At 65.1% G+C, this 22,776-nt stretch carries 18 protein-coding genes and 1 tRNA gene; 18 read left to right on the forward strand and 1 reads right to left on the reverse strand.

Annotated elements, in window-relative coordinates; genetic code table 11:
* Positions 1-47 precede the first annotated feature (47 nt).
* From ACRB8A_RS08050 to pyk, 10 genes are all read left to right on the forward strand, one after another.
* Entirely contained in the window at positions 48-1,610 is a 1,563-nt protein-coding gene (locus tag ACRB8A_RS08050; RefSeq protein ID WP_056599725.1) for an anthranilate synthase component I, read from the forward strand.
* Positions 1,610-2,239 (forward strand): Trp biosynthesis-associated membrane protein, encoded by a 630-nt coding sequence (locus ACRB8A_RS08055; protein WP_056599724.1) that lies wholly within the window; start codon positions 1,610-1,612, stop codon positions 2,237-2,239. The genes ACRB8A_RS08050 and ACRB8A_RS08055 overlap by 1 nt, the downstream gene beginning before the upstream one ends.
* Positions 2,240-2,365: 126 nt before the next feature.
* Positions 2,366-2,653, forward strand: coding sequence for an HGxxPAAW family protein (locus tag ACRB8A_RS08060; RefSeq protein ID WP_050684077.1), 288 nt, complete (start codon positions 2,366-2,368; stop codon positions 2,651-2,653).
* On the forward strand, positions 2,653-3,474 hold the full coding sequence (gene trpC, locus ACRB8A_RS08065) for an indole-3-glycerol phosphate synthase TrpC (protein WP_056599723.1): 822 nt from the start codon (positions 2,653-2,655) through the stop codon (positions 3,472-3,474). Before ACRB8A_RS08060 ends, trpC begins: the two co-directional genes overlap by 1 nt.
* Positions 3,475-3,573: 99 nt before the next feature.
* Complete coding sequence (gene trpB / locus ACRB8A_RS08070) at positions 3,574-4,905, forward strand: tryptophan synthase subunit beta (RefSeq protein WP_056599720.1); 1,332 nt, start codon at positions 3,574-3,576, stop codon at positions 4,903-4,905.
* A complete protein-coding gene (gene trpA / locus ACRB8A_RS08075; protein WP_056599718.1) occupies positions 4,902-5,711 on the forward strand; it encodes a tryptophan synthase subunit alpha in 810 nt (269 codons plus the stop codon). Before trpB ends, trpA begins: the two co-directional genes overlap by 4 nt.
* A 3-nt stretch (positions 5,712-5,714) precedes the next feature.
* A complete protein-coding gene (gene lgt, locus ACRB8A_RS08080; RefSeq protein ID WP_432245927.1) occupies positions 5,715-6,869 on the forward strand; it encodes a prolipoprotein diacylglyceryl transferase in 1,155 nt (384 codons plus the stop codon).
* Between the two features lie 264 nt (positions 6,870-7,133).
* Positions 7,134-11,744: a glutamate synthase large subunit gene (gene gltB, locus ACRB8A_RS08085; protein ID WP_432245928.1), complete on the forward strand. Its 4,611-nt coding sequence runs from the start codon at positions 7,134-7,136 to the stop codon at positions 11,742-11,744.
* On the forward strand, positions 11,737-13,194 hold the full coding sequence (locus ACRB8A_RS08090; RefSeq protein ID WP_432245929.1) for a glutamate synthase subunit beta: 1,458 nt from the start codon (positions 11,737-11,739) through the stop codon (positions 13,192-13,194). Before gltB ends, ACRB8A_RS08090 begins: the two co-directional genes overlap by 8 nt.
* Positions 13,195-13,258: 64 nt before the next feature.
* Positions 13,259-14,749 carry a pyruvate kinase gene (pyk, locus tag ACRB8A_RS08095; RefSeq protein ID WP_050684084.1) on the forward strand — a complete coding sequence of 497 codons (1,491 nt, stop codon included), beginning with the start codon at positions 13,259-13,261 and terminating at the stop codon, positions 14,747-14,749.
* 79 nt (positions 14,750-14,828) lie between these two features.
* Here the strand turns inward: pyk and ACRB8A_RS08100 are convergent, their stop codons facing one another.
* Positions 14,829-15,434 carry an ANTAR domain-containing response regulator gene (locus ACRB8A_RS08100; protein WP_050684085.1) on the reverse strand — a complete coding sequence of 202 codons (606 nt, stop codon included), beginning with the start codon at positions 15,432-15,434 and terminating at the stop codon, positions 14,829-14,831.
* Positions 15,435-15,637: 203 nt separating this feature from the next.
* Here ACRB8A_RS08100 and ACRB8A_RS08105 point away from each other — a divergent pair.
* From ACRB8A_RS08105 to ACRB8A_RS08140, 8 genes are all read left to right on the forward strand, one after another.
* A tRNA-Leu gene (locus ACRB8A_RS08105) sits at positions 15,638-15,719 on the forward strand.
* An 87-nt stretch (positions 15,720-15,806) separates the two neighbouring features.
* Positions 15,807-16,937, forward strand: a complete 1,131-nt coding sequence (locus ACRB8A_RS08110) for a tyrosine-type recombinase/integrase (RefSeq protein WP_432245930.1) — start codon at positions 15,807-15,809, stop codon at positions 16,935-16,937.
* A 587-nt stretch (positions 16,938-17,524) separates the two neighbouring features.
* Entirely contained in the window at positions 17,525-18,064 is a 540-nt protein-coding gene (locus tag ACRB8A_RS08115) for an HNH endonuclease family protein (RefSeq protein ID WP_432245931.1), read from the forward strand.
* Positions 18,065-18,094: 30 nt separating this feature from the next.
* A protein-coding gene (locus ACRB8A_RS08120; protein WP_432244588.1) for an IS3-like element ISAcl2 family transposase occupies positions 18,095-19,239 on the forward strand; the annotation gives its coding sequence in 2 pieces (ribosomal slippage) (positions 18,095-18,371 and positions 18,371-19,239; 1,146 coding nt in all).
* Between the two features lie 353 nt (positions 19,240-19,592).
* Positions 19,593-20,489, forward strand: coding sequence for a phosphotransferase (locus ACRB8A_RS08125; RefSeq protein WP_056600954.1), 897 nt, complete (start codon positions 19,593-19,595; stop codon positions 20,487-20,489).
* Positions 20,486-21,442, forward strand: a complete 957-nt coding sequence (locus tag ACRB8A_RS08130; RefSeq protein WP_082484472.1) for a radical SAM protein — start codon at positions 20,486-20,488, stop codon at positions 21,440-21,442. The genes ACRB8A_RS08125 and ACRB8A_RS08130 overlap by 4 nt, the downstream gene beginning before the upstream one ends.
* On the forward strand, positions 21,439-22,074 hold the full coding sequence (locus tag ACRB8A_RS08135) for a hypothetical protein (protein ID WP_432245932.1): 636 nt from the start codon (positions 21,439-21,441) through the stop codon (positions 22,072-22,074). The genes ACRB8A_RS08130 and ACRB8A_RS08135 overlap by 4 nt, the downstream gene beginning before the upstream one ends.
* On the forward strand, positions 22,071-22,769 hold the full coding sequence (locus tag ACRB8A_RS08140; protein ID WP_157371062.1) for a class I SAM-dependent methyltransferase: 699 nt from the start codon (positions 22,071-22,073) through the stop codon (positions 22,767-22,769). The genes ACRB8A_RS08135 and ACRB8A_RS08140 overlap by 4 nt, the downstream gene beginning before the upstream one ends.
* The last annotated feature ends 7 nt before the right edge of the window (positions 22,770-22,776 follow it).

The following is a 22,776-nucleotide window of genomic DNA, read 5'->3' on the forward strand; positions in this document are numbered from 1 at the left end:
AGGGCCGGCGCATCCGGCCCGCACAAGAACAGGCGGAACCCATAGCCATGCAGGATCTTGGAACCATCAGCCCCAGCCTGGCGGAGTTCCGCGAACTCGCCGGCCACAGCCGCGTCATTCCCGTCCGGCTCAAAGTCCTTGCCGACGCCGAAACGCCCATTGGCCTGTACCGCAAGCTGGCCCAGGGCCAGCCCGGAACCTTTTTGATGGAGTCCGCGGCCGTGGGCGGGGCCTGGTCCCGTTACTCGTTCATCGGCGCCAGGTCCCGTGCCACCCTGACCACCAAGGACGGCAGCGCCCACTGGCTGGGTGAGCCCCCGGCCGGTGTGCCCGTGGACGGCAACCCCGTGGACGCGGTCCGGGACACCATCGAGGCGCTGCGTACCGACCGGTTTGATGGTCTGCCACCCTTCACCTCCGGCCTGGTGGGCTTTTTGGGCTGGGAAACCGTGCGGCACTGGGAACGCCTGGTGAGCCCGCCGGAGGATGACCTGCACCTGCCGGAAATGGCGTTGAACCTGGTTACCGACATGGCCGTGCACGACAACGTGGACGGCACCGTGCTGCTGATCGCCAATGCCATCAACTTCGACGACAGCTCCGAGCGCGTCGACGACGCCTGGCATGACGCTGTTGCCAGGGTGAAGGCGCTGCTCGCGAAGGTCAGCACCCCCGTGGCACAGCCCGTCACCGTCCTGGAACCGGCCGCGCTCGATTTCGCCGCCAGCGTGCAGGAACGCTGGGACGAATCCGAATACCTTGCCGCCCTGGACCGCGGCAAGGAAGCCATCGTGGATGGTGAGGTCTTCCAGGTGGTGATCTCGCGACGTTTTGAAATGGAATGCAAGGCCTCCGCCCTGGACGTGTACCGCGTGCTGCGCAACACCAACCCCAGCCCCTACATGTACATCTTCAGCCTCGAGGACGCTGACGGCCGGGAATACTCGATTGTGGGTTCCTCACCCGAGGCGCTGGTCACCGTCACCGGCGAGGACGTCATCACGCACCCCATTGCCGGTTCCCGGCCCCGGGGCAAAAACGTTGAAGCGGACAAGGCCCTGGCCGAGGAACTGCTGGCAGACCAGAAGGAACGGGCCGAGCACCTGATGCTGGTGGACCTGTCCCGCAACGACCTGTCCAAGGTCTGTGTGGCCGGGACCGTGGACGTCACCCAATTCATGGAGGTGGAGAGGTTCAGCCACATCATGCACCTGGTTTCCACCGTGGTGGGTAAACTTTCCCCGCAGGCCAAGGCCTACGACGTCCTCAAGGCCACATTCCCTGCCGGCACGCTGTCCGGCGCGCCCAAGCCCCGCGCCCTGCGCCTGCTGGACGAACTCGAACCGCACCGCCGCGGCATCTACGGCGGCGTGGTGGGCTACCTGGACTTCGCCGGCGACATGGACATGGCCATCGCCATCCGCTCGGCCCTGGTCCGGGAAGGCCGCGCTTACGTCCAGGCCGGCGGCGGCATCGTGGCGGACTCCGTCAACGCCACTGAGGCCCTCGAAACGGTGAACAAGGCGGCGGCCCCGTTGCGCGCCGTGCACACGGCAGGATCGCTGCGGAACATCTCGGCGGAGACCCTGGCCGACGGAGCTGATTCCTGATGGCCGGCGCCGCACCCGCCACCAGCACCAAGGCCACCCGTGCTCCGGCCTGGGCCCGGAAGTCCACGCTGGTGCTGCTCATCGCGGTCCTTGCCCTTGGCGTTTTCGGCACTACAACCCAAACGTGGATGACCGTCACCCTGGATCCCAGCACGGTGGGCCAGGCCGGCGGCTCCCTGGAAGCGCTGGCGGTCCAGGGCAGCAAGGCGGCCACCACCGTCACGGCCCTGGCCCTGGTGGCCCTGGCCGGAGGACTGGCAGCGTCGATTGCCGGCAGGATCGCCCGGTGGATCATCACCGCCATCATCGTCCTGGCCTCGGCCGGCATCGTCGCCGCGGTGGCCACCGTCCTGGCCGACCCGCTTGCCGCGTCGCAGGGTTCCATTGCCGCCGCCACCGGCGTCACCGGCAGCCAGGCGCAGGTGGACCTGACAGTCTTCCCCATCCTGGCCGTGGTGGCCGGGTGCCTGCTGGCCGTGGCCGGGCTCCTGGTGCTGCCCGCCAGCCGGCACTGGAAGGCGCGCACCAAATATGACCAGCCCGCTGCAGCCGGAATTGCGGCGCCGGCCGGGCCCGTCGACGAGATCGACAGCTGGGACCGGCTGTCCCGGGGCGACGACCCTACCTGAACCACGCCGGCGGGGGCCCAGTAAGCCAGCGGGCATGCGCCGGACGGCATACGGCGGCCTGCCGATACGCGGTGGGCCGCCAAAAAATGGCAGAATGTAAGCAGTATTCACCCTGAGGAGATTTCCATGAGCAAAGCACCCGCGTCCGTTTCCCCGTCCGGCACCCGAGTGGTGGCCCCCGGCGCCGTCGACCACAGCCAGGAACTCGGCCACGGCAACAGCCCCGCCGCCTGGACCTGCGTCATCGTGATGCTGGTTGGCGCGCTCATCGCCTCGATCGCCTTCGTTATTGCCAGCACCCCCATCTTCATCGCCGGCGCAGCAGTCATGGTGGTTGGCCTGATCCTGGGCTACGCCATGCGCAAGGCCGGCTACGGCGTTGAAGGCAGCAAGCTGAAGAACTCCGGCCACTGATGGCAACTGTTCTCGATGACATCAACGCCGGTGTCAGGGAGGACATGGACAGCCGCAAACGCCTGGTGTCCCTGTCCGAACTGCAGGACCGGGCCTGTCAGGCGCCGCCCGTCCGGGACGCCTGGCAGGCCCTCGGCGGCACCTCGACGTCCCGGGAACAGCTCAAGGTCATTGCGGAAATCAAACGCCGCAGCCCCTCAAAGGGTGACCTCGCCAGCATCGCAGATCCCGCCTCGCTGGCCCGGCAGTACGCCGACGGCGGCGCCGCCGTCATCAGCGTCCTGACCGAACAGCGCCGCTTCAACGGGTCCCTTGCGGACCTCGATGCTGTCCGTGCCGCCGTGGACGTGCCGCTGCTCCGCAAGGACTTCACGCTGGACGAGTACCAGATCTGGGAAGCCCGCGCCCACGGCGCGGACCTGGTCCTGCTCATCGTCGCAGCCCTGTCCGATGCCCAGCTTGCCGAGTTCAGCGCCCTCAGCGCCGAACTGGGCATGAATGTGCTCGTGGAGACGCATACCGAAGCGGAGATCGAGCGGGCCGCCGCGGCAAACGCACGCATCATCGGCGTGAACGTGCGCAACCTGAAGACGCTCGACGTCGATCGTTCCGTGTTTGCGTCGCTTGCCGGCCGCATCCCGGCCGGGGCAGTGGTGGTGGCCGAATCCGGTGTCCGCGATGCCGCCGACGTCACCCACTACGCCGCCAACGGTGCCAACGCCATCCTGGTGGGTGAGGCGCTGGTCAGCCACGCCACGCCCCAGGAACGGATCGCGGAATTCACCGCGGCCGGCGCCGCAGCGATTGCTTCGCGCCGCTGAACCCCAGGCCGCCGTGCCCCCGGGTGCCGCACCCCGCCGCCGGGTCAGCCCGGCGCACCACACTTCCCTTGACCCACCAATTTGAACAGGACGGGACTGATGGCCCACGCACCCTCAGGCAACGCTGATAACAATGCCACGGAAGCCTTCCTTCAGGGCGGTTCCCTACGCCACGCCCCGGGGCCGTACTTCGGCAGTTTCGGCGGACGCTGGATGCCCGAATCCCTCATCGCCGCCCTGGACGAACTGGAGGAGACGTTCGAGAAGGCCAAAAACGATCCTGACTTCCGGGCCCAGATCGCGGACCTGAACAAAAACTACTCCGGCCGGCCCTCGCTGCTCACCGAAGCCAAGCGCTTTGCCGAGCACGCCGGGGGAGTGCGGGTGTTCCTCAAGCGGGAAGACCTGAACCACACCGGCTCACACAAAATCAACAACGTCCTGGGCCAGGCGCTGCTCGCCAAGCGCATGGGCAAGACCCGCGTGATCGCCGAAACCGGCGCCGGCCAGCACGGCGTGGCCAGCGCCACCGCCGCGGCACTGATGGGCCTGGAATGTGTGGTCTACATGGGCGCCGAGGACTGCCGCCGGCAGGCCCTGAACGTGGCCAGGATGGAACTGCTGGGCGCCACCGTCATCCCCGTCACCAGCGGATCCCAGACGCTCAAGGACGCCATTAACGACGCCCTCCGCGACTGGGTGGCCAACGTGGACAACACCCACTACCTGCTGGGGACCGCCGCGGGGGCGCACCCGTTCCCCGCCATGGTCCGCTACTTCCACGAGGTAATCGGCGAGGAAGCCCGCGCGCAGATCCTCGACCAGGTGGGCCGGCTGCCGGACGCCGTCGTCGCCTGCATCGGTGGCGGCTCCAACGCCATCGGCATCTTCCACGGCTTCCTGGATGACCCCTCCGTCAAGATCTACGGCTTCGAAGCCGGCGGCGACGGTGTGGAGACCGGCCGGCACGCAGCCACCATCACACTGGGCAAGCCCGGCGTGCTGCACGGCGCCCGGTCCTACCTGATGCAGGACGACGACGGGCAGACCATCGAATCGCACTCCATCTCCGCCGGACTGGACTATCCGGGTGTTGGCCCGGAGCACTCCTACCTCTCCGACATCGGCCGGGTCAGCTACGAACCCATCACTGACAGCGAAGCCATGGAAGCGTTCCGCATCCTGTGCCGGACCGAGGGCATCATCCCGGCCATCGAGTCAGCGCACGCCCTGGCCGGCGCCATCAAGGTGGGCCAGCGGCTGGCCGCCGAAGTCGCTGAGACCGGCAGCGGCACGGCCCAGGACAGGATCGTGATTGTGAACCTGTCCGGCCGCGGCGACAAGGACGTGGCCACCGCCGCTGAATGGTTTGACCTGTTGGACAAGGATTCCGCCGAGTCGGAAATCGGCAAAGAGGGGGAACAGCTGTGAGCACCGCACAAGCCACCAGCAAAGCGGCGGCAGCCATTGACAATGCACGCGCCGAAGGCCGGGCCGCCTTGATCGGCTACCTTCCCGCGGGGTACCCCAGCGTTGAGGCAACCATTGCGGCCGGCATTGCCCTGGCCGAAAACGGCGCCGACCTGATCGAAATCGGGATTCCCTACTCCGATCCGGTGATGGACGGGCAAGTCATCCAGGCTGCCACCACCGAAGCGCTGGCCAAGGGCTTCACGGTCCGCCAGGTCTTTGACGTCGTCGCCGGCATCACCAGCAAAACCGATGCCGCCGTCCTGGTCATGACGTACTGGAACCCCGTGGTCAGGATGGGCGTGGACGAGTTCTCCCGCCGACTGGCCGAGGCCGGCGGCGCCGGGCTCATCACCCCGGACCTGATCCCGGACGAAGCCGCCGAATGGCTGGCAGCCTCGGACAAGTACGGCCTGGACAGGGTGTTCCTGGTGGCCCCGTCCTCCACGCCCGAGCGGATGCAGCGGACAGTGGACGCGAGCCGCGGCTTTGTCTACGCGGTGTCCATCATGGGCGTCACCGGTGCCCGGTCCACCGTCAGCACCGCCGCCAAGGACGTTGTGGCAGCAGCCCACGCCGCGGGCGCCGAACGCGTCTGCGTTGGCCTGGGTGTGTCCACCGCCGCGCAGGTCCGTGAGATCGCGGAATACGCAGAAGGCGTGATCGTCGGTACCGCCCTGGTGGCCGCCATCCGCGACGGCGGCGTGGACGCCGTCGCCACCCTCACCAAGGAACTCAGCACCGGCCTGACCAGGGAAGACGCCTAAACCATGCAGACCCTCCTGGCTGCGGCCACCCTGGTGCCCGCCAGCATTCCGAGCCCGGACTGGTCCGGCTTCGACATTCCCCTCCCGTGGGGCGCCCTGCGCATCCACGCCTACGCGCTCTGCATCCTCGCAGGCATTGTGGTGGGCCTCTGGCTGACCTCGCTGCGCTGGGCCCGGCGCGGTGCACCGGAAGGGAGCCTCTGGGACATCGTCATCTGGGCCATCCCCTTCGGCATCATCGGCGGCCGGCTCTACCACGTGGTCTCCTCCCCGGACGCCTACTTCGGCCCTGGCTTCGACGGTACCGGCGACCTCTCCCTGATCCCGCAGATCCAACGCGGCGGGCTGGGCATCTGGGGTGCTGTTGTCCTCGGTGTTGTGGGGGCCTGGATCGGCTGCCGGCGCAGCGGCGTCAAGCTGACGGCGTTCCTGGATGCCGCGGCGCCTGGACTCCTCCTGGCCCAGGCCATCGGCCGGTGGGGCAACTACTTCAACCAGGAGCTCTTCGGTGGACCCACCACGCTGCCCTGGGGACTGCAGGTGGACGCCGACAACGCCAACTTCCCGTCGGGTTACGCCGCCGACACCCTGTTCCACCCCACGTTCCTCTACGAATCACTGTGGAACCTTGTGGGTGTGGTGATCCTGCTGGCCCTGGACCGCAGGTTCAGGTTCCGAAGGAGCAGGCTCTTCTGGCTGTACGCCATGTACTACACCCTGGGCCGGGTCTGGATCGAAGCCATGCGCATCGATGACGCCGAGCAGATCAACCTCTTCGGCATCACCACCCGACTCAACGTCTGGACCAGCATCTTTGTCTTCGTCGCGGCCCTGGTGGTCTTTATCCTGCTGGGCCTCAAGGGCAGGCCAACGCCGGACAGCGTGTTCCTGCCGGGCAAGGAACCGGCAGCGGACGACGCCGGAACAACAGTTGGGACGGCATCCCCAGGGGTCCGGAATCCGGACTCTGCTGTCTCAGATAGTGAATCGCGTGGTAATCTCCCAGATAACCACAGCGGGTCCAGGCACGCTTCCGACCCCACGGAAGATGCCAAGGCGGCACCGGCCGGCACCACGCCGGAACCGAATGCCACGGCTGCCGGAAGCTCCGGCAGCACAGCCACCGGATCCGTGCCGGACACCGGTACCAGCAAGTAACCGGTCCGGCCCGGCAGGGCAGCAGAGCCACCGCTCGAAGCGCCCTGAATCCACAGCGTCGTGGGATGGGGCCGAGCCGGACAGCATAGAGCTGCTGCCGGGGCAGGCCTTGGTCAGGGGCCTGCGTAACTGTTAGTTCAGCAGGCCGTGCTGGCCTACAATTTCCAGTAAGTAACACTTTGTTGCGCCCGTCACTTGGCGTGGACACGAGTGGGGCCAATGGCGTCCCTTCCATACGCACTTTCATGAGGAAGGACGTCTCCCATGACCCCAACACCAACGCCCAGCTGGTCGGAACCCGATCAGTCCCAGGCTGCCGTTTCGCCGTTCAAGCGCTTCGCCAACCTGCCGGAGGCACGCGGGCTGTACAACCCGGAGCAGGAGAAGGACGCCTGCGGCCTGGCGATCATCGCCACGCTCCGCGGCGAACCCGGGTACGACATTGTTGACGCCGCCCTCACGGCCCTGCGCAACCTTGAGCACCGGGGTGCCGTTGGCGCCGACGAAGGCACCGGCGACGGCGCCGGCCTGCTGATGCAGATCCCCGACGAGTTCTTCCGGGCGGTCACCGAATTCGAATTGCCTGCGCCCGGCCAGTTCGTGGCAGGCACCGCTTTCCTGCCGGCTGAACAGCGCGAAGCGGACGCCGCCAAGGCCGGCATCGAAGGCCTCGCGGCAGATGAGGGCCTCACCGTCCTCGGCTGGCGCGAAGTCCCAATCGTGGCAGACCTTGTGGGTGCCATGGCCCGCGCCTGCATGCCCTACTTCTCGCAGCCGTTCCTTGCCTCGGCCACGGGCGAGGAACTGGACCGCAACGAGCTGGACTCCCGCGCCTGGCGGATCCGCAAGCGTGCGCAGAACAAGTTCGGGGTGTACTTCCCGTCGCTGTCCTCGCGCACCATCGTCTACAAGGGCATGCTGACCACCGCGCAGCTCGAGCCGTTCTACCCGGACCTCTCGGACAAGCGGTTCAAAACCAAGCTGGCCATCGTCCACTCGCGCTTCTCCACCAACACGTTCCCGTCCTGGCCGCTGGCCCAGCCCTTCCGCACCATCGCCCACAACGGTGAAATCAACACCGTCAAGGGCAACCGGAACTGGATGCGCGCCCGGCAGTCCCAGCTGGCCAACCCGCTGCTGGGGGATTCCCCCGAAGAGCTGTACCCCATCTGCACCCCCGGAGCCTCCGACTCGGCGTCCTTCGACGAGGTGGCCGAGCTCCTGTGGCTGTCCGGCCGCCCCATCACGCACTCGATCATGATGATGATCCCCGAGGCCTGGGAAAACCACGCCACGATGGACCCGGCCCGGCGCGCGTTCTACGAATACCACTCCCTGCTGATGGAACCGTGGGACGGCCCCGCCGCCGTTTCCTTCACCGACGGCAACCTGGTGGGTGCCACCCTGGACCGCAACGGGCTGCGCCCCGGCCGGTTCTGGATCACCGAAGACGGGCTGATCATTTTCGCCTCTGAGGTGGGCGTGATCGACGTCGAAGCCTCCAAGGTGGTCAAAAAGGGCCGCGTCTCGCCCGGCAAGATGTTCCTGGTGGACACGGACGCCGGCCGGATCATCGACGACGAAGAGGTCAAGGCAGAAGTTGCCGCGGCCAACCCGTGGGCCGAATGGGTCAAGGACAACCTGATCGACCTCAACGACCTGCCCGAGCGCGAGCACGTGGTCCACACGGCCGCCTCCGTGAACATCCGCCAGCGCACCTTCGGCTACACCACCGAGGAACTGAAGATCCTGCTGGGCCCCATGTCCCGCACCGGCGCCGAGCCCCTGGGCGCCATGGGCTCAGACACCCCCGTGGCTGTGCTGTCCAAGCGGCCCCGCCTGCTCTTTGACTACTTTGTGCAGTCGTTCGCGCAGGTCACCAACCCGCCGCTGGACGCCATCCGCGAGGAACTGGTCACGTCCCTGACGTGCGCCATCGGCCCCAACGGCAACCTCCTGGACACCAAACAGGTCCGGCAGCCGCAGGTCCAGCTTCCGTTCCCGGTGATCAACAACGACCAGCTCGCCAAAATCGCCAACATCGAAAGCCCCGACGGCGACCGCGTGGCCATGAAGGTCCGTGGCCTGTACCGCCCCGAGGGCGGCGAGAACGCGCTCCGTGCCCGGCTCACCGAAATCTGCGAGCAGGTCTCCGGCGCCATCAACCGCGGCGTGCAGTACATTGTGCTCTCCGACCGGGACTCCAACGCACAGTGGGCACCCATCCCGTCCCTGCTGCTGGTCAGCGCCGTCCACCACCACCTGCTGCGCAGCGCCAACCGCACCAAGACCGCCCTGGTGGTCGAAGCGGGCGACGTCCGCGAAACGCACCACGTCGCCGTTTTGATCGGCTACGGCGCGTCCGCCGTGAACCCCTACCTCGCCATGGAATCCGTGGAGCAGCTCATCAGCTCCGGCGACGTCACCGGGGTCACGGCGCAGGACGGCGTCTACAACCTCATCAAGGGCCTCGGCAAGGGCGTCCTGAAGATCATGTCCAAGATGGGCATCTCCACCGTGGCGTCCTACACCGGCGCCCAGACGTTCGAGGCGTTGGGCCTGGGACAGGAACTGGTGGACGAATTCTTCGCCGGCACGCACTCCCAGCTGGGCGGCGTGGGCCTCGACGTGATTGCCGCCGAGGTTTCGGCCCGGCACCAGATGGCCTACCCCGAGGGCGGCATCGAGCAGCCCCACCGCCCGCTCCTGGGCGGCGGCGAGTACCAGTGGCGCCGCGACGGCGAGCCGCACCTGTTCAATCCGGAGACGGTGTTCCGGCTGCAGCACGCCACGCGTGAGCGCCGTTACGACATCTTCAAGCAGTACACCAAGGGTGTGGATGACCAGTCCACCAACCTGATGACGCTCCGCGGGCTGCTGAAGTTCAAGGACAACCGGCCGTCCGTTCCGCTGGACGAGGTGGAGCCGGTCTCCAGCATCGTCAAGCGGTTCTCCACCGGCGCCATGAGCTACGGCTCCATCTCCCAGGAAGCCCACGAGACCCTCGCCATTGCCATGAACCAGCTGGGCGGCAAGTCCAACACCGGTGAAGGCGGCGAGGACGTGGACCGGCTGCTTGATCCCAAGCGCCGCTCCGCCGTCAAGCAGATCGCATCCGGCCGGTTCGGCGTGACCAGCCTCTACCTGACCAACGCCGACGACATCCAGATCAAGATGGCGCAGGGTGCCAAGCCCGGCGAAGGCGGCCAGCTGATGGCGCAGAAGGTCTACCCCTGGGTGGCCCGGACGCGGCACTCGACGCCCGGCGTCGGACTCATCTCCCCGCCCCCGCACCACGACATCTACTCCATCGAGGACCTCGCGCAGCTGATCTACGATGCGAAGCGTGCCAACCCGTCGGCGCGGGTTCACGTGAAGCTTGTCTCCGAAGTGGGGATCGGCACCGTGGCGTCCGGCGTGACCAAGGCGAAGGCCGACGTCGTACTGGTTTCCGGGCACGACGGCGGAACCGGCGCCTCGCCGCTGAACTCGCTCAAGCACGCCGGTGTTCCGTGGGAACTCGGCCTGGCAGAGACGCAGCAGACGCTGATGCTCAACGGCCTGCGCGACCGTGTGGTGGTGCAGGTGGACGGCCAGCTCAAGACCGGCCGCGACGTGGTTATCGCCGCGCTGCTGGGCGGCGAGGAATTTGGTTTCGCCACCGCTCCGCTGGTGGTGGAAGGCTGCATCATGATGCGCGTCTGCCACCTGGACACCTGCCCCGTGGGTGTTGCCACCCAGAACCCGGAACTGCGGGCGCGCTTCACCGGCAAGCCCGAATTTGTGGTCAACTTCTTCGAATTCCTGGCGGAGGAAGTCCGTGAACTGCTCGCGGAACTCGGCTTCCGGAGCCTTGAGGACGCGATCGGCCACGCCGAGGTCCTCGACGCCCGCGAAGCGGTGGACCACTGGAAGGCCGACGGCCTGGACCTGGACCCCATCCTGCACGGGCTGGAGTTTGACGACGACGCCCCGCTGCGGAACATGACCGGCCAGAACCATGAGCTGGACAAGCACTTCGACCAGCGGCTGATCACCATGGCCACCGAGGCGCTGACGGACCGCAGCCCGGTCAAGATCAACGTGGACGTCATCAACACCGACCGGTCCGTGGGCACCATGCTGGGGCACGTGGTCACCAAGACGTTCAGTACCGACGTCCTGGCCACCGACACCATCGACGTGACCCTGAACGGAACCGCCGGCCAGTCGCTGGGTGCGTTCCTGCCCGCCGGCATCACGCTGCGGCTGTTCGGCGACTCGAACGACTACGTGGGCAAGGGCCTTTCCGGCGGACGCATCATTGTCCGGCCGGACCGCACCAACGTGTTCAAGGCCGAGACCAACGTCATTGCCGGCAACGTGATCGGCTACGGCGCCACCAGCGGCGAGATGTTCCTGCGCGGCCAGGTGGGCGAACGCTTCCTGGTCCGCAACTCCGGTGCCACGGCCGTCGTCGAAGGCATCGGCGACCACGGCTGCGAGTACATGACCGGCGGCCAGACGCTGATCATCGGCCGCACCGGCCGTAACTTCGGCGCCGGCATGTCCGGCGGTACCGCGTACCTCCTGGACCTGGACACTGCCCGGGTCAACAAGGAAGCCCTGCAGTCCGGGGAACTCCAGCTCAAGGAGCTGGATGCCGAGGACCGCGACATTGTGCATGGCCTGCTGGTCAAGCACGTTGAAGAAACTGACTCCCTGCTGGCGGCGCGCCTCCTCGAGAACTTCGATGACACCGCCGCCCGCATCACCAAGGTGCTGCCGCGTGACTACGCGGCCGTCCTGCAAACCCGTCTCGACGCCATCGAAGAGGGCCTTGACCCCGATGGCGAAGAAGTTTGGTCTCGAATCCTGGAGGTGACCGGTGGCTGATCCACGCGGATTTCTGAAAGTACGCCAGCGTGAAACCCAGCCACGCCGTCCCGTTCCCGTCCGCATCATGGACTGGAAGGAAGTTTACGAGGCCCAGGAAAAGGGCGTCCTGAAAAGCCAGGCCGGGCGCTGCATGGACTGCGGTGTGCCGTTCTGCCACCAGGGCTGCCCGCTGGGCAACCTCATTCCGGAATGGAACGACCTCACCTGGCGGGACAAGGGCGAGGAAGCGATTGAGCGGCTGCACGCCACCAACAACTTCCCCGAGTTCACGGGCCGGCTGTGCCCGGCACCCTGCGAGGCGTCCTGCGTCCTGGGCATCAACCAGCCGGCCGTGACCATCAAGCAGGTTGAGGTTTCCATCATCGACGAGGCGTTTGAGAACGGCTGGGTCACCCCGCTGCCGCCCACACGCCTGACCGGCAAGACCGTGGCAGTGGTGGGCTCCGGCCCGGCCGGCCTGGCCGTGGCCCAGCAGCTGACCCGCGTGGGCCACACCGTCGCCGTGTACGAACGCGACGACAAGATCGGCGGCCTGCTGCGGTACGGCATCCCCGACTTCAAGATGGAAAAAGAGCAGGTTGACCGCCGCGTTGAGCAGATGAAGGCCGAAGGCACCCGCTTCCGGACCGGCGTTGCGGTGGGCACCGACGTGACCTGGGAGCAGCTGCGCAGGCGCTACGACGCCGTCGTGGTTTGCACCGGCGCCACCGTTCCCCGCGACTTGCCCATTCCCGGCCGGGACCTGGACGGCGTGCACTACGCCATGGATTACCTGGTGCCCGCGAACCGTGTGGTGGCGGGGGAGTCCGTCGAGAACCAGATCCATGCGCAGGGCAAGCACGTGGTCATCCTGGGCGGCGGCGACACCGGTGCCGACTGCCTGGGCACCGCCCACCGGCACGGCGCCGCGTCGGTGACCACCCTGGCCATCGGTAAGCAGCCGCCGGCGGAACGCGCCGGGCACCAGCCCTGGCCCACGTTCCCCACCCTCTTCGAGGTGGCCAGCGCCCACGAGGAAGGCGGCGAGCGGACGTACCTCGCTTCCACCGTTTCGTTTGTGGGGCAGGACGGCAAACTCACCGGCGTGAAGGTTGCCGAGACCGAATTTGTGGACGGCAAGCGCCTGCCCAAGGCCGGCACCGAGAGGGTCATCCCCGCTGACCTGGTGTTCCTGTCCCTCGGCTTCACAGGCCCGGAGCAGGCAGGCATCACCGACCAGGTGAATGCCGAGTTCGACGGCCGCGGCAACGTATCCCGCGACGGTTACTACATGACCAGCACCGAAGGTGTGTTTGTGGCCGGCGACGCCGGCCGGGGACAGTCCCTGATTGTGTGGGCCATCGCCGAGGGCCGCGCCGCGGCAGCCGCCGTGGACAAGTTCCTGATGGGCAGCACCATCCTGCCGGCACCCGTGGCGCCCACCGACCGGGCCATCGCCGTCCTGTAGATAGGCACCGAGGGTTCACCTCGACGACAACTTAACCAATGCAAGTTACCAATAGGGTAGGTATATGAGACGCGCAAAAATTGTGGCCACGTTCGGCCCGGCAATTGCCAGCTACGAAAACACCCGGGCGGTGTTGGAAGCCGGCGTTGACGTCGCCCGGATGAACATGAGCCACGGTGACTACACCGTGCACGACAGCACCTACGAGAACGTCCGCAAGGCCGCCTCGGACCTGGGCAAGCCGGTTGCCATCATGGCCGACCTGCAGGGTCCCAAGATCCGCCTGGGCCGCTTTGTTGATGGCCCGCACGCCCTCGCCGTCGGTGATGTCTTCACGATCACCACCGAGGACGTCCCCGGCACCAAGGAGATCTGCTCCACCACGCTGAAGAGCCTCACCGAGGACGTCAACGTTGGCGACGCGCTGCTGATCGACGACGGCAAGGTGGCGCTGCGCGCCACGGCCGTGGACAACGTCAAGGTGGTCACCGAAGTGACCGTCGGCGGCATGGTGTCCAACAACAAGGGCATCAACCTGCCCGGCGTTGCCGTCAACGTTCCCGCACTGAGTGAAAAGGACGAGGACGACCTGCGTTGGGCGATGCGCCGCGGCGTTGACCTGATCGCCCTGTCCTTCGTCCGCGACGCGCAGGACATTGTCCGCGTGCACGAGATCATGGACGAAGAAGGCCGCCGCGTGCCGGTGATCGCCAAGATCGAAAAGCCGCAGGCCGTGGAGCAGCTCTCCGAGATCATCGACGCGTTCGATGCGATCATGGTGGCCCGTGGCGACCTGGGCGTGGAGCTTCCCCTTGAGGAAGTGCCGATCGTGCAGAAGCGCGCCATCGAGCTGGCCCGCCGCTGGGCCAAGCCGGTCATCGTGGCAACCCAGGTACTGGAATCCATGATCGACAACCCGCGCCCCACCCGCGCGGAGGCCTCCGACTGCGCCAACGCCGTCCTGGATGGTGCTGACGCCGTTATGCTCTCGGGCGAGACCAGCGTGGGCAAGTACCCGATCGAAACCGTCAAGGTCATGGCCCGGATCATCGAATCCACCGAGGTCCACGGCCTGGAGCGCGTCCCCCCGCTGGGGACCAAGCCCAAGACCCGTGGCGGCGCCATCACCCGTGCCGCCGTCGAGATCTCCGACCAGCTGGACGCCAAGTACATCTGTGCGTTCACCCAGTCCGGTGACTCGGCACGCCGGCTTTCCCGCCTGCGCCCCATCAAGCCGGTCTTCGCGTTCACCCCGGTGGAGCAGGTCTGGAACCAGTTGGCACTGACCTGGGGAATCCAGCCGGTGCTGGTGCCCATGGTGGACCACACGGACGAGATGACCGCCCAGGTGGACCGCAGCCTCCTGGAAATGGGACTGGTGGAAGACGGTGACCTGGTGGTTATCGCTGCCGGTTCCCCTCCCGGAAAGGCCGGTTCCACGAACTCGCTGAAGGTGCACAAGGTGGGCGACCTCGCCGACTCGACCTACACGGGCGAAGCGACCAGCAACAAGGAAAAGCTCGGCCCCTGGCCGGAAAAGAAGAAGAAGTCCTAGCAGGCTTCCGATACACAAAAGGGAAGGTCCCCGCCGCGGCGGGGACCTTCCCTTTTTATGTCTGGTGTTCTTTGCGGCCTTAGTTGACCTGGTTGATGATGGTCTCGGCCACTTCGCGCATGCTCAGGCGGCGGTCCATGGAGGTCTTCTGGATCCAGCGGAATGCTTCCGGTTCCGTCAGGCCCATCTTGGTGGTCAGCAGGCTCTTGGCGCGCTCAACCAGCTTGCGGGTGGCGAACTGCTCCTGAAGGTCGGAAACCTCGCTTTCGAGGGCCTTGATCTCCTCGTGGCGGGACAGGGCGATCTCCAGGGCGGGGATGAGGTCCGCCGGGGTGAAGGGCTTCACCACGTAGGCCATGGCGCCGGCGTCGCGGGCCCGTTCCACCAGTTCCTTCTGGCTGAAGGCCGTCAGCAGCACCACGGGGGCGATGCGGGCCTTGACGATCTTCTCGGCGGCGGAGATGCCGTCCATGACGGGCATCTTCACGTCCATCAGGACCAGGTCAGGCTTGAGTTCCTCGGCGAGCTGGACCGCCTTTTCGCCGTTGTCCGCCTCGCCCACAACGTCATAACCTTCGCCGCGCAGAATCTCGATGATGTCGAGGCGGATAAGGGTTTCGTCTTCAGCCACAATGACGCGGCGCGCCGGCTGGGACGTGGATTTTGACTCCGTCTGTTCAGTCACGGGATCTCCTTGGAAAGGTACGGCGGGACATCACTATCTTAGGTGCCACCGCTGCTGTACATGGCCTGCATGGTCAATTGCGGCGTCAGCGGCGCGATTCTGGGATTCAGCCTATCTGCATGTAGAGTAATTCCGCGTACATGGAGTGATCGCGTTGCTCACAGTTCCTTCGTGGGGTTTCCGTTCCCCTCCGTGTATTCCGCGCCCGAGTGGCGGAATTGGCAGACGCGCCGCACTCAAAATGCGGTATCGAAAGGTGTGTGGGTTCGAGTCCCACCTCGGGCACAGTATTTTCGCAGGTCAAGGGCCTGTTTCCTCTTTGAGTGTTGACAAAAGGGCCCAAAGTGTTGACAGCGGCGTACCGTTTTTGGTGTGGCAAGCATTCGGAAACGCACCAAAAAGGACGGCTCGTCGTCCTACATGGTCTTGTGGCGGGACCCGAAGAGCCGCGAGCAGCAGGGCCTGACAGTTGCCACGATCGTCGAAGCTGAAACCCTGAAGAGGCTTCTCGACGCCAACGGCCAGTCGTTCGAAATCGCGCAGCATGCCATTCTCTCCAACGAGAAGCGCACACCCACCGTTGCTGAAGTCATTCAGGAGCACATCGACCTGCTGATCCGCCCGTCGAGCGGAACCACGAAGACGTACCAGTCGATGCTGGACCTGCATATCCGGAACGTCATCGGCCACGTGCCCGTGGACAAACTCGATTACCGGCTGATCGCGCACTGGGTGAAGTCGATGATGGCGAAGGGCAAGGCCCCGAAGACTATCCACAACGTGCATGGCCTGATCTCGGCAGCCATGAATACGGCGGAGATGCTCGGCTACATCACGCGGAACCCCTGCCGTGGGGTGCAGCTACCGGGCGTTGAGAAGGCCGAGGACGAGGCGATGTTCCTCACCCATGCGGAGTTCAGCCTCATCATGGAGGGGATGGGGGAGCGGTACAAGGCCTTCACGAACTTCCTGGTCATGACCGGTACCCGTTTCGGGGAGGCCACCGCCCTAACTGTCGCTGACGTCGACCTGCTCTCGAAACCGCCTACGGCCCGGATCAACAAAGCCTGGAAACGGGACGGCCAGAACCAGTTTTACATTGGGGCGACGAAGACAGGTGCCGGTAAACGGACCATCGGGCTGAACCCCGCGCTTGTGGAATTGCTGATCCCGTTGGTGGCGAGCAAGCCCGGGAAGGAACTTGTGTTCACGACGCCCAAGGGCGAGCGCATCATCCACAAGCTCTACTGGCACCACTACTGGGTGCCTGCCGTTCGCACCGCCCAGGCAATTGGCCTGACCAAGAACCCCCGCATCCACGACCTCCGCCACACCCACGCGTCCTGGCTGATCCAGGACGGGGTGCCCTTGTTCACCATCTCGCGCCGGCTGGGGCATGCTTCTACGCGGACTACTGAGCAGGTGTACGGGCACTTGATGCCGGAGGCGCTGCAGGCAGGTGCTGACGCGACTGAGCGGTCGATAAGGGCTTTTCTCCGCTGACTGCGTCTACAGTGCGTCGGCCTGGATGCACAGGCAAAATGCGAGGGATTGCCCCATTAGGCCTTCGGTCATGTCGGTAAATCCTCCGGAGTGCATGAATCTGAGAAACTTGCACCATTCCTTGGGAGTTGCCGTGGACATCGAATTCTTTGAGCCCGCAGAAGCTGCGGCGCTGATGCACTGCACAGAGTCCTGGTTGCGCGATGGCGCAACTAGTGGGCGCTTCCCTCACGCTTGCTGGGGAAAGGGAAAGATCATTTTCACCTCGGAACACATCTTGGAAATCGCAAAGTTGAGTGAGATCCTGCCTGGCAGCACTGGTTCCTCGCTCTCTGGCAGTGGGCCCGTGACGAAGGAAAGGCTCATCGGTACTCGGTCCAAAGTCAGACTGGCTACTGCGCGTTGAGTAAGCGTGACGTTTCCCGTGAGGGCGATGGTTCGAACAGTTTAGGCAACTGGTGGCAGCCGTAGCGGACTTCCGCGGAGTACTAAGGGCGCGGACGTGTGGCAGGCACCACGGACCCGGTTGCCTGCGGCAGGTGATGGTCAAAGCTAGCGTGGAACAACGCCCTGTAACCAGAAGGACCATGAAGACCACCTGTTCTCCCGCCAAAGTCCTGACCGCTGTCACCGCAATGATGCTGGCTGGGTCATTAGGAGGTTGTGACGCTGCAGCCAACGCTTTCGAAATCATCGAGGCTGCTCCAGGCGTCGCCGCCGATGCGCCGTCCCCTGGCGGTGACGCCGCCAACGCCCTTGTACAACTGGAGAGCATTCCGGTGAAGGGGCGCGCTCCGAAGACCGGCTACACCCGCGATGAGTTTGGACCGGCCTGGGTTGACGTTGACCGCAACGGCTGCGACACCCGCAACGACATCCTCGCCCGCGACATGACGAACGAGACGTTCAAGCCAGGCACCAACAACTGCGTGGTCATGACAGGAACCCTGGCCGATAAGTACACCGGCACCACCATTAACTTCACCCGCGGCCAAGACGCCAGCTCCGACGTCCAGATCGACCACATCGTCGCTCTCAACGACGCCTGGCAGAAGGGCGCACAGCAGCTCAGCGACGATCAGCGCAAGGAAGGGACTGCCCCCGGTTTTGTTGACTCCTTGACCTAGCGAGCTTGTGCTCGTGGAAGGATGTTGACCATGCCCACGGCTTATGGGGCGGAGTTCCGCCAGGATGTTATTGATGTGGCCCGCAAGGGCGAGGCGCCGCTGGCGCAGATTGCGAAGGATTTTGGGCTTTCGGTCACGACGTTGAAGCGCTGGATCGCTATCGCTGAGCGTAAGGACTCCGGGACCAGCCCAGCGGCGGCGGAGTCGGCTGAGGTGCGGGAGTTGAAGAAGCGGAACCGCCTGCTGGAGCAGGAGAACGAGATTCTGCGCCGGGCGGCTGCCTATCTGGCCAGGGACATCAACCCAAAATGATCTACCCGCTGGTCACGGATCTTGCCGCCGACGGTGTTCCCGTGGCGGTGACCTGCAGGGTGTTGGGATTTAGCAAGCAAGGCTATTACCGCTGGAAGGCCAACCCGGTCACGGAACGGGACTGGATCGATGCGCACCTCGTCAACGCCGCCCTTGACATCCACTCCGACGACCCGGCGTTCGGGTACCGGTTCATCGCCGACGAGTTACCCGGGAAAGGCATCACAGCGGGCGAGAACAGGGTCCAGCGCCTGTGCAGGGACCACGGCATCTGGTCGGTGTTCTCGAAGAAGCGTGGGCTGAACCGCAGACCCGGGCCGCCGGTTCACGACGACCTGGTCGAGCGGGATTTCACCGCCGCGGCGCTGAACGAGCTGTGGCTGACGGACATCACCGAACACCCCACGGCCGAGGGGAAGCTCTACCTCTGCGCGGTGAAGGACGTCTATTCCGGCAGGATCGTCGGCTACTCGATGGACTCGCGGATGAAGTCCTCTCTTGCCGTCGCTGCCCTGGAGAACGCGGTGCAGGCACGAAGACCGGAAAGAACGGTGGTCCACTCCGACCGTGGGTCGCAGTTCCGGTCACGCCGGTTCGTTGAATCGCTCCGTCGCCACGGGCTCACCGGATCGATGGGCAGGGTCGGTGCGTGCGCGGACAACGCCGCGATGGAGTCCTTCTTCTCGCTGCTGCAGAAGAACGTCCTGGACCGTCAGCGATGGCTCACCAGACAGGACCTCCGGCTGGCCATCACAACCTGGATCGAGAGAACCTACCACCGCCGGCGACGGCAAAGACGGCTGGGCAAACTCACGCCCATCGAATATGAAACAATCAACCGGACCGCGCTCACAGCGGCCTAAGACCCCGAGTCAACAAAAGCCGGGGCAGTCCCAGGTATCGCCGAACCCGGTTAGTTCCGCTCGCACTTAACGAGTTGTGCCGTCGCGCATTAACCCAGTTAGCCCATCGCGACCTCACGCAATGGTCAAGAGCCCAAGTAGGTTGGCTGCATTTAGCAATCTGTCCTACCGGTGAGCGATCGATTACCGGAGTTAGGGTGACGATTAGCGCTACGAACACGCCGCTAATTATCGGCGGATTCACAAATCGTGCCTTTTGGACAAAAAGGCATTTAGGAGCGCCACGTGGCATAGGATCAAGAAACCCGTCAGCTGCGGAATATATCTACCTCGCGTACCCCAGGGAGAACTTGATGAGCACCGGCAGCGCGCATCGGTCGGTTTGGGAAGAGAACGCGTCGGCCGCGGCGTTGGCCTGGGCTGGCGACGGTGCCAGCTTGGAGGTCCGCAGGACGCCGCGTCAGGCTGATCACCTGCTCGGGACCCTGCATGGGATGGATGGTTCGCGTTGGTTCGTAAAAGCGTTTGCGCCCGGCCACGATCGCTATTTCGAGTGCGAACTCGACGTGTATAGGGCAGCGCCGGCTGGAAGTGCGCCGCTTCTCCGACATGTCGAGATCGACAATCGTGTGCTCATCACCGAAGAGTGCGGTGGTGGTCGCCTCGGCGATCTAGATTCTAGATCGCAGGCATCCCTCCTCAATGGGGTAGCACCGCTATTCGGAAAGCTACTGGATCTCCCGGCTGGTTCCGAGCTCAAACAGGATCGCGAGAGCTTCCACGTCGCACGCGCTGCTGTCTCTGCACATCCCATTGCTAAGGCGCTCCCTAGTGCCGACGTGGTGCTCGAGTTGCTCTCGACCCAGGAGCCTCGGCGGATACACGGTGACTTTCACCCCTTAAACGTGCTGGTCGACGACGGCGCCCTCCACGCCATCGACTTCGAGTCGTACGGTGACGATCTTCCCGGCTTCGACATCGTCCGCATGGCGTTTAACCCCTCGCTTCAGATTGACACTGGACAGCGACTGGAACTCATGCGCGAACTGTCCGCGATGCTCGGAGCAGACCGGGGGCCCACCGATCGCGAGCTCGCAGCCTGCTGCGTATATTGGGGGGTGTCTTGCGCCGCGTACTTCAGCTCTGTGCTGGCAGCGGATCCGGAGGGAGCGCAGCACAGCCCAGAGGTTCCGGTCCTTGCCACTGAGCCCCTCGTACAAGCCGCGAAGTTCTGGAATGGGGAGCTATGAGCGCCGAAACGACCTGCCGGTTCCGTCCGCCTTCCACCGGGCGACAAGTGACGTGGGAGATTACCCGGTTTTGTAACCTTTTCTGTGATCACTGTTGCACCACCTCGGGGCCGGATGTAGATCGATCCGCTGAGCCATCGACTCAGGTGCTAATTGCTGCAGCCGCCGAACTCGCTGATGCCCGGGTTGAGAAAGTTCAGTTCTCTGGGGGGGAGCCGCTGCTCCGCGACGGGTTCCTTGACATGCTTGACGCAATCGATACCACCCGTGTCCGAGTGCACTTGGCATCAAATGGGTATCGGCTGACTGACCAGATCCTTGATCATCTGGTCCGTGTCGGACTGGCCAAGCTCAGCGTAAGCGTCGACGGCGGAATTGCCGCGCATCACGACCTCATCCGGCGCAAAAAGGGCGCGTTTGAGCGGACCATGAGCGGGATCGGCCGCGCAGTGGAGGCCGGCTTGCATGTCGGAGTCAGCGCAACCGTTACCCCAGGAAACATCTCCTCGCTTGAGACACTCGTCGAACATCTCGCCGGGCTCGGGGTGTCGGACCTCTCTATCCACTCAGTAGTGAGTGTCGGCCGCGCGACCATCCACCCGGAGCTGCTGTTCGCGGCATCGCAAGCACAAATCCTCGAGCAAGAGGTGCGCCGTCTCGACTTGGCCTACGGCGACCAGATCGCATTCGACTACAGCTTTGGCTTCGACGGTGAGCGAAACCTTCGAGGCTGTCCCGCTCGCGAACGGCTGCTGCACATCGACCCGCTTGGCAACGTGAGCCCTTGCTCCTGGCTATACAAGATTGATCCGGCTCGCTTTACGCTCGGAAACCTCACCGACGGGTCGTTGCGGGCCATCGCTGATGGGTACTGCGAAGCTCTCGACCGGCTCCGCGCCACCGACCCGGAGCGCTGCATTATTCCGCTCGCGCAACTCGAGGCGGCCGTATGAGCGATCGTGCGGAACGGGTCCGGGCCCAACTCGTCGGTTCTCACCCGTTTGGCCAGCTGCTCGTTGTGACACCCATTCCCGCGATTTTCGAGGCGTTGCTGCTCGCTGGGTGGCGGGAGTACAACGGCACCTCCTGGTGGAGGCGGGCGACGTTAGGCGAGGTCGAGGTCGTGCTCATACCGCAGGGCGGCGGGGTGGCCGACCTCGGGCTCTGTACGGAAGCGACAACTAGAATTGAGCTGCTAGGGTATGCCGGTTCACTAAGCCCGACTATCCAGATCGGCGACATCGTGCAGCCCTCAGCTACACGCCTCCTTGGCAGCAGAATGCAGCACCCCCTCACGGGTGGCACTCGCAACACCACAATCGTGACGACAACTCACCTGCTCGCTGCCTACGACGCCGGAGCGGCTGAGCTGGCGGGGGCCGATGTCGTTGACATGGAGTCCGCACATCTCGCTTCTTCGGTTTCACGTGCAGGTGGTCCCGTCCCCACGGTGCGCGTCCTCATTACCGACCGGGTACCCGACCGACCGTTCTATAATCCCCCTTCCGGGGCTCCGTCGAGCCTTCGACGGCGACGGCAGGACCTAGTCGACGAGTTTGTCAGCGAGATTCGGGAGGGGCTTTGATCGGCGTCGGTCCACGGAACAACATCGAGTTTTACAACTCGCCGCTAAGTGCGCAGGGATATCTAAACGATCCGGTCACGCTCGGCGAGGATCGGATCTGCGAAATCCTCCGTGAGGTGCCTGGGACGGTGATCGAAGTGGGCTGCGGCGCTGGACGAATGTACGAGGCACAAGGAACTAGTCCCTCGAAGTGGGTAGGCGTCGACTATGCCCAGACGCCCCTGCAGCTGCTCGCCCAACGGCACCCCGATGTGCGGGTCGTGCAAGCGGATGCCGCCGCGCTGCCGTTCGCGAATGGGACCTTCGGTGCAGCCCTCCTGGGATACCACATGCTCGAGTCAATCCTTCCAGCCGCCCGCCGTCGCCAGGCATTGGCAGAGGCGGCGCGGGTGGTCGAGCCTGGCGGCGAGGTCATCGTCACCCGACATCTGGGCCGCAGCTACCACCGGGTCGGCCAGGTGCTCGCTATCGTCCGGAGGCAAGCGCACGAATTCGGCGATCTTGTCGGTCCGGCACGACATGGAGCTGGCGAATTCCGCATGCACGTGCTGGGGTCGCGTGAAATGGCGGCAGCGACGAGGCTGGCCGGGCTGGTGCTGAACCAAACCTGGGACTACCGCGACGGTGGCCCGGTTTCGCTCCGCTCGGTCTCGGTGGTCGAGCGCTACAGCGTACTGCGAGGAGTGAAGCAATGAAGAGGCG

Source organism: Arthrobacter sp. G.S.26 (assembly GCF_050847375.1).
Lineage (GTDB): Bacteria > Actinomycetota > Actinomycetes > Actinomycetales > Micrococcaceae > Arthrobacter.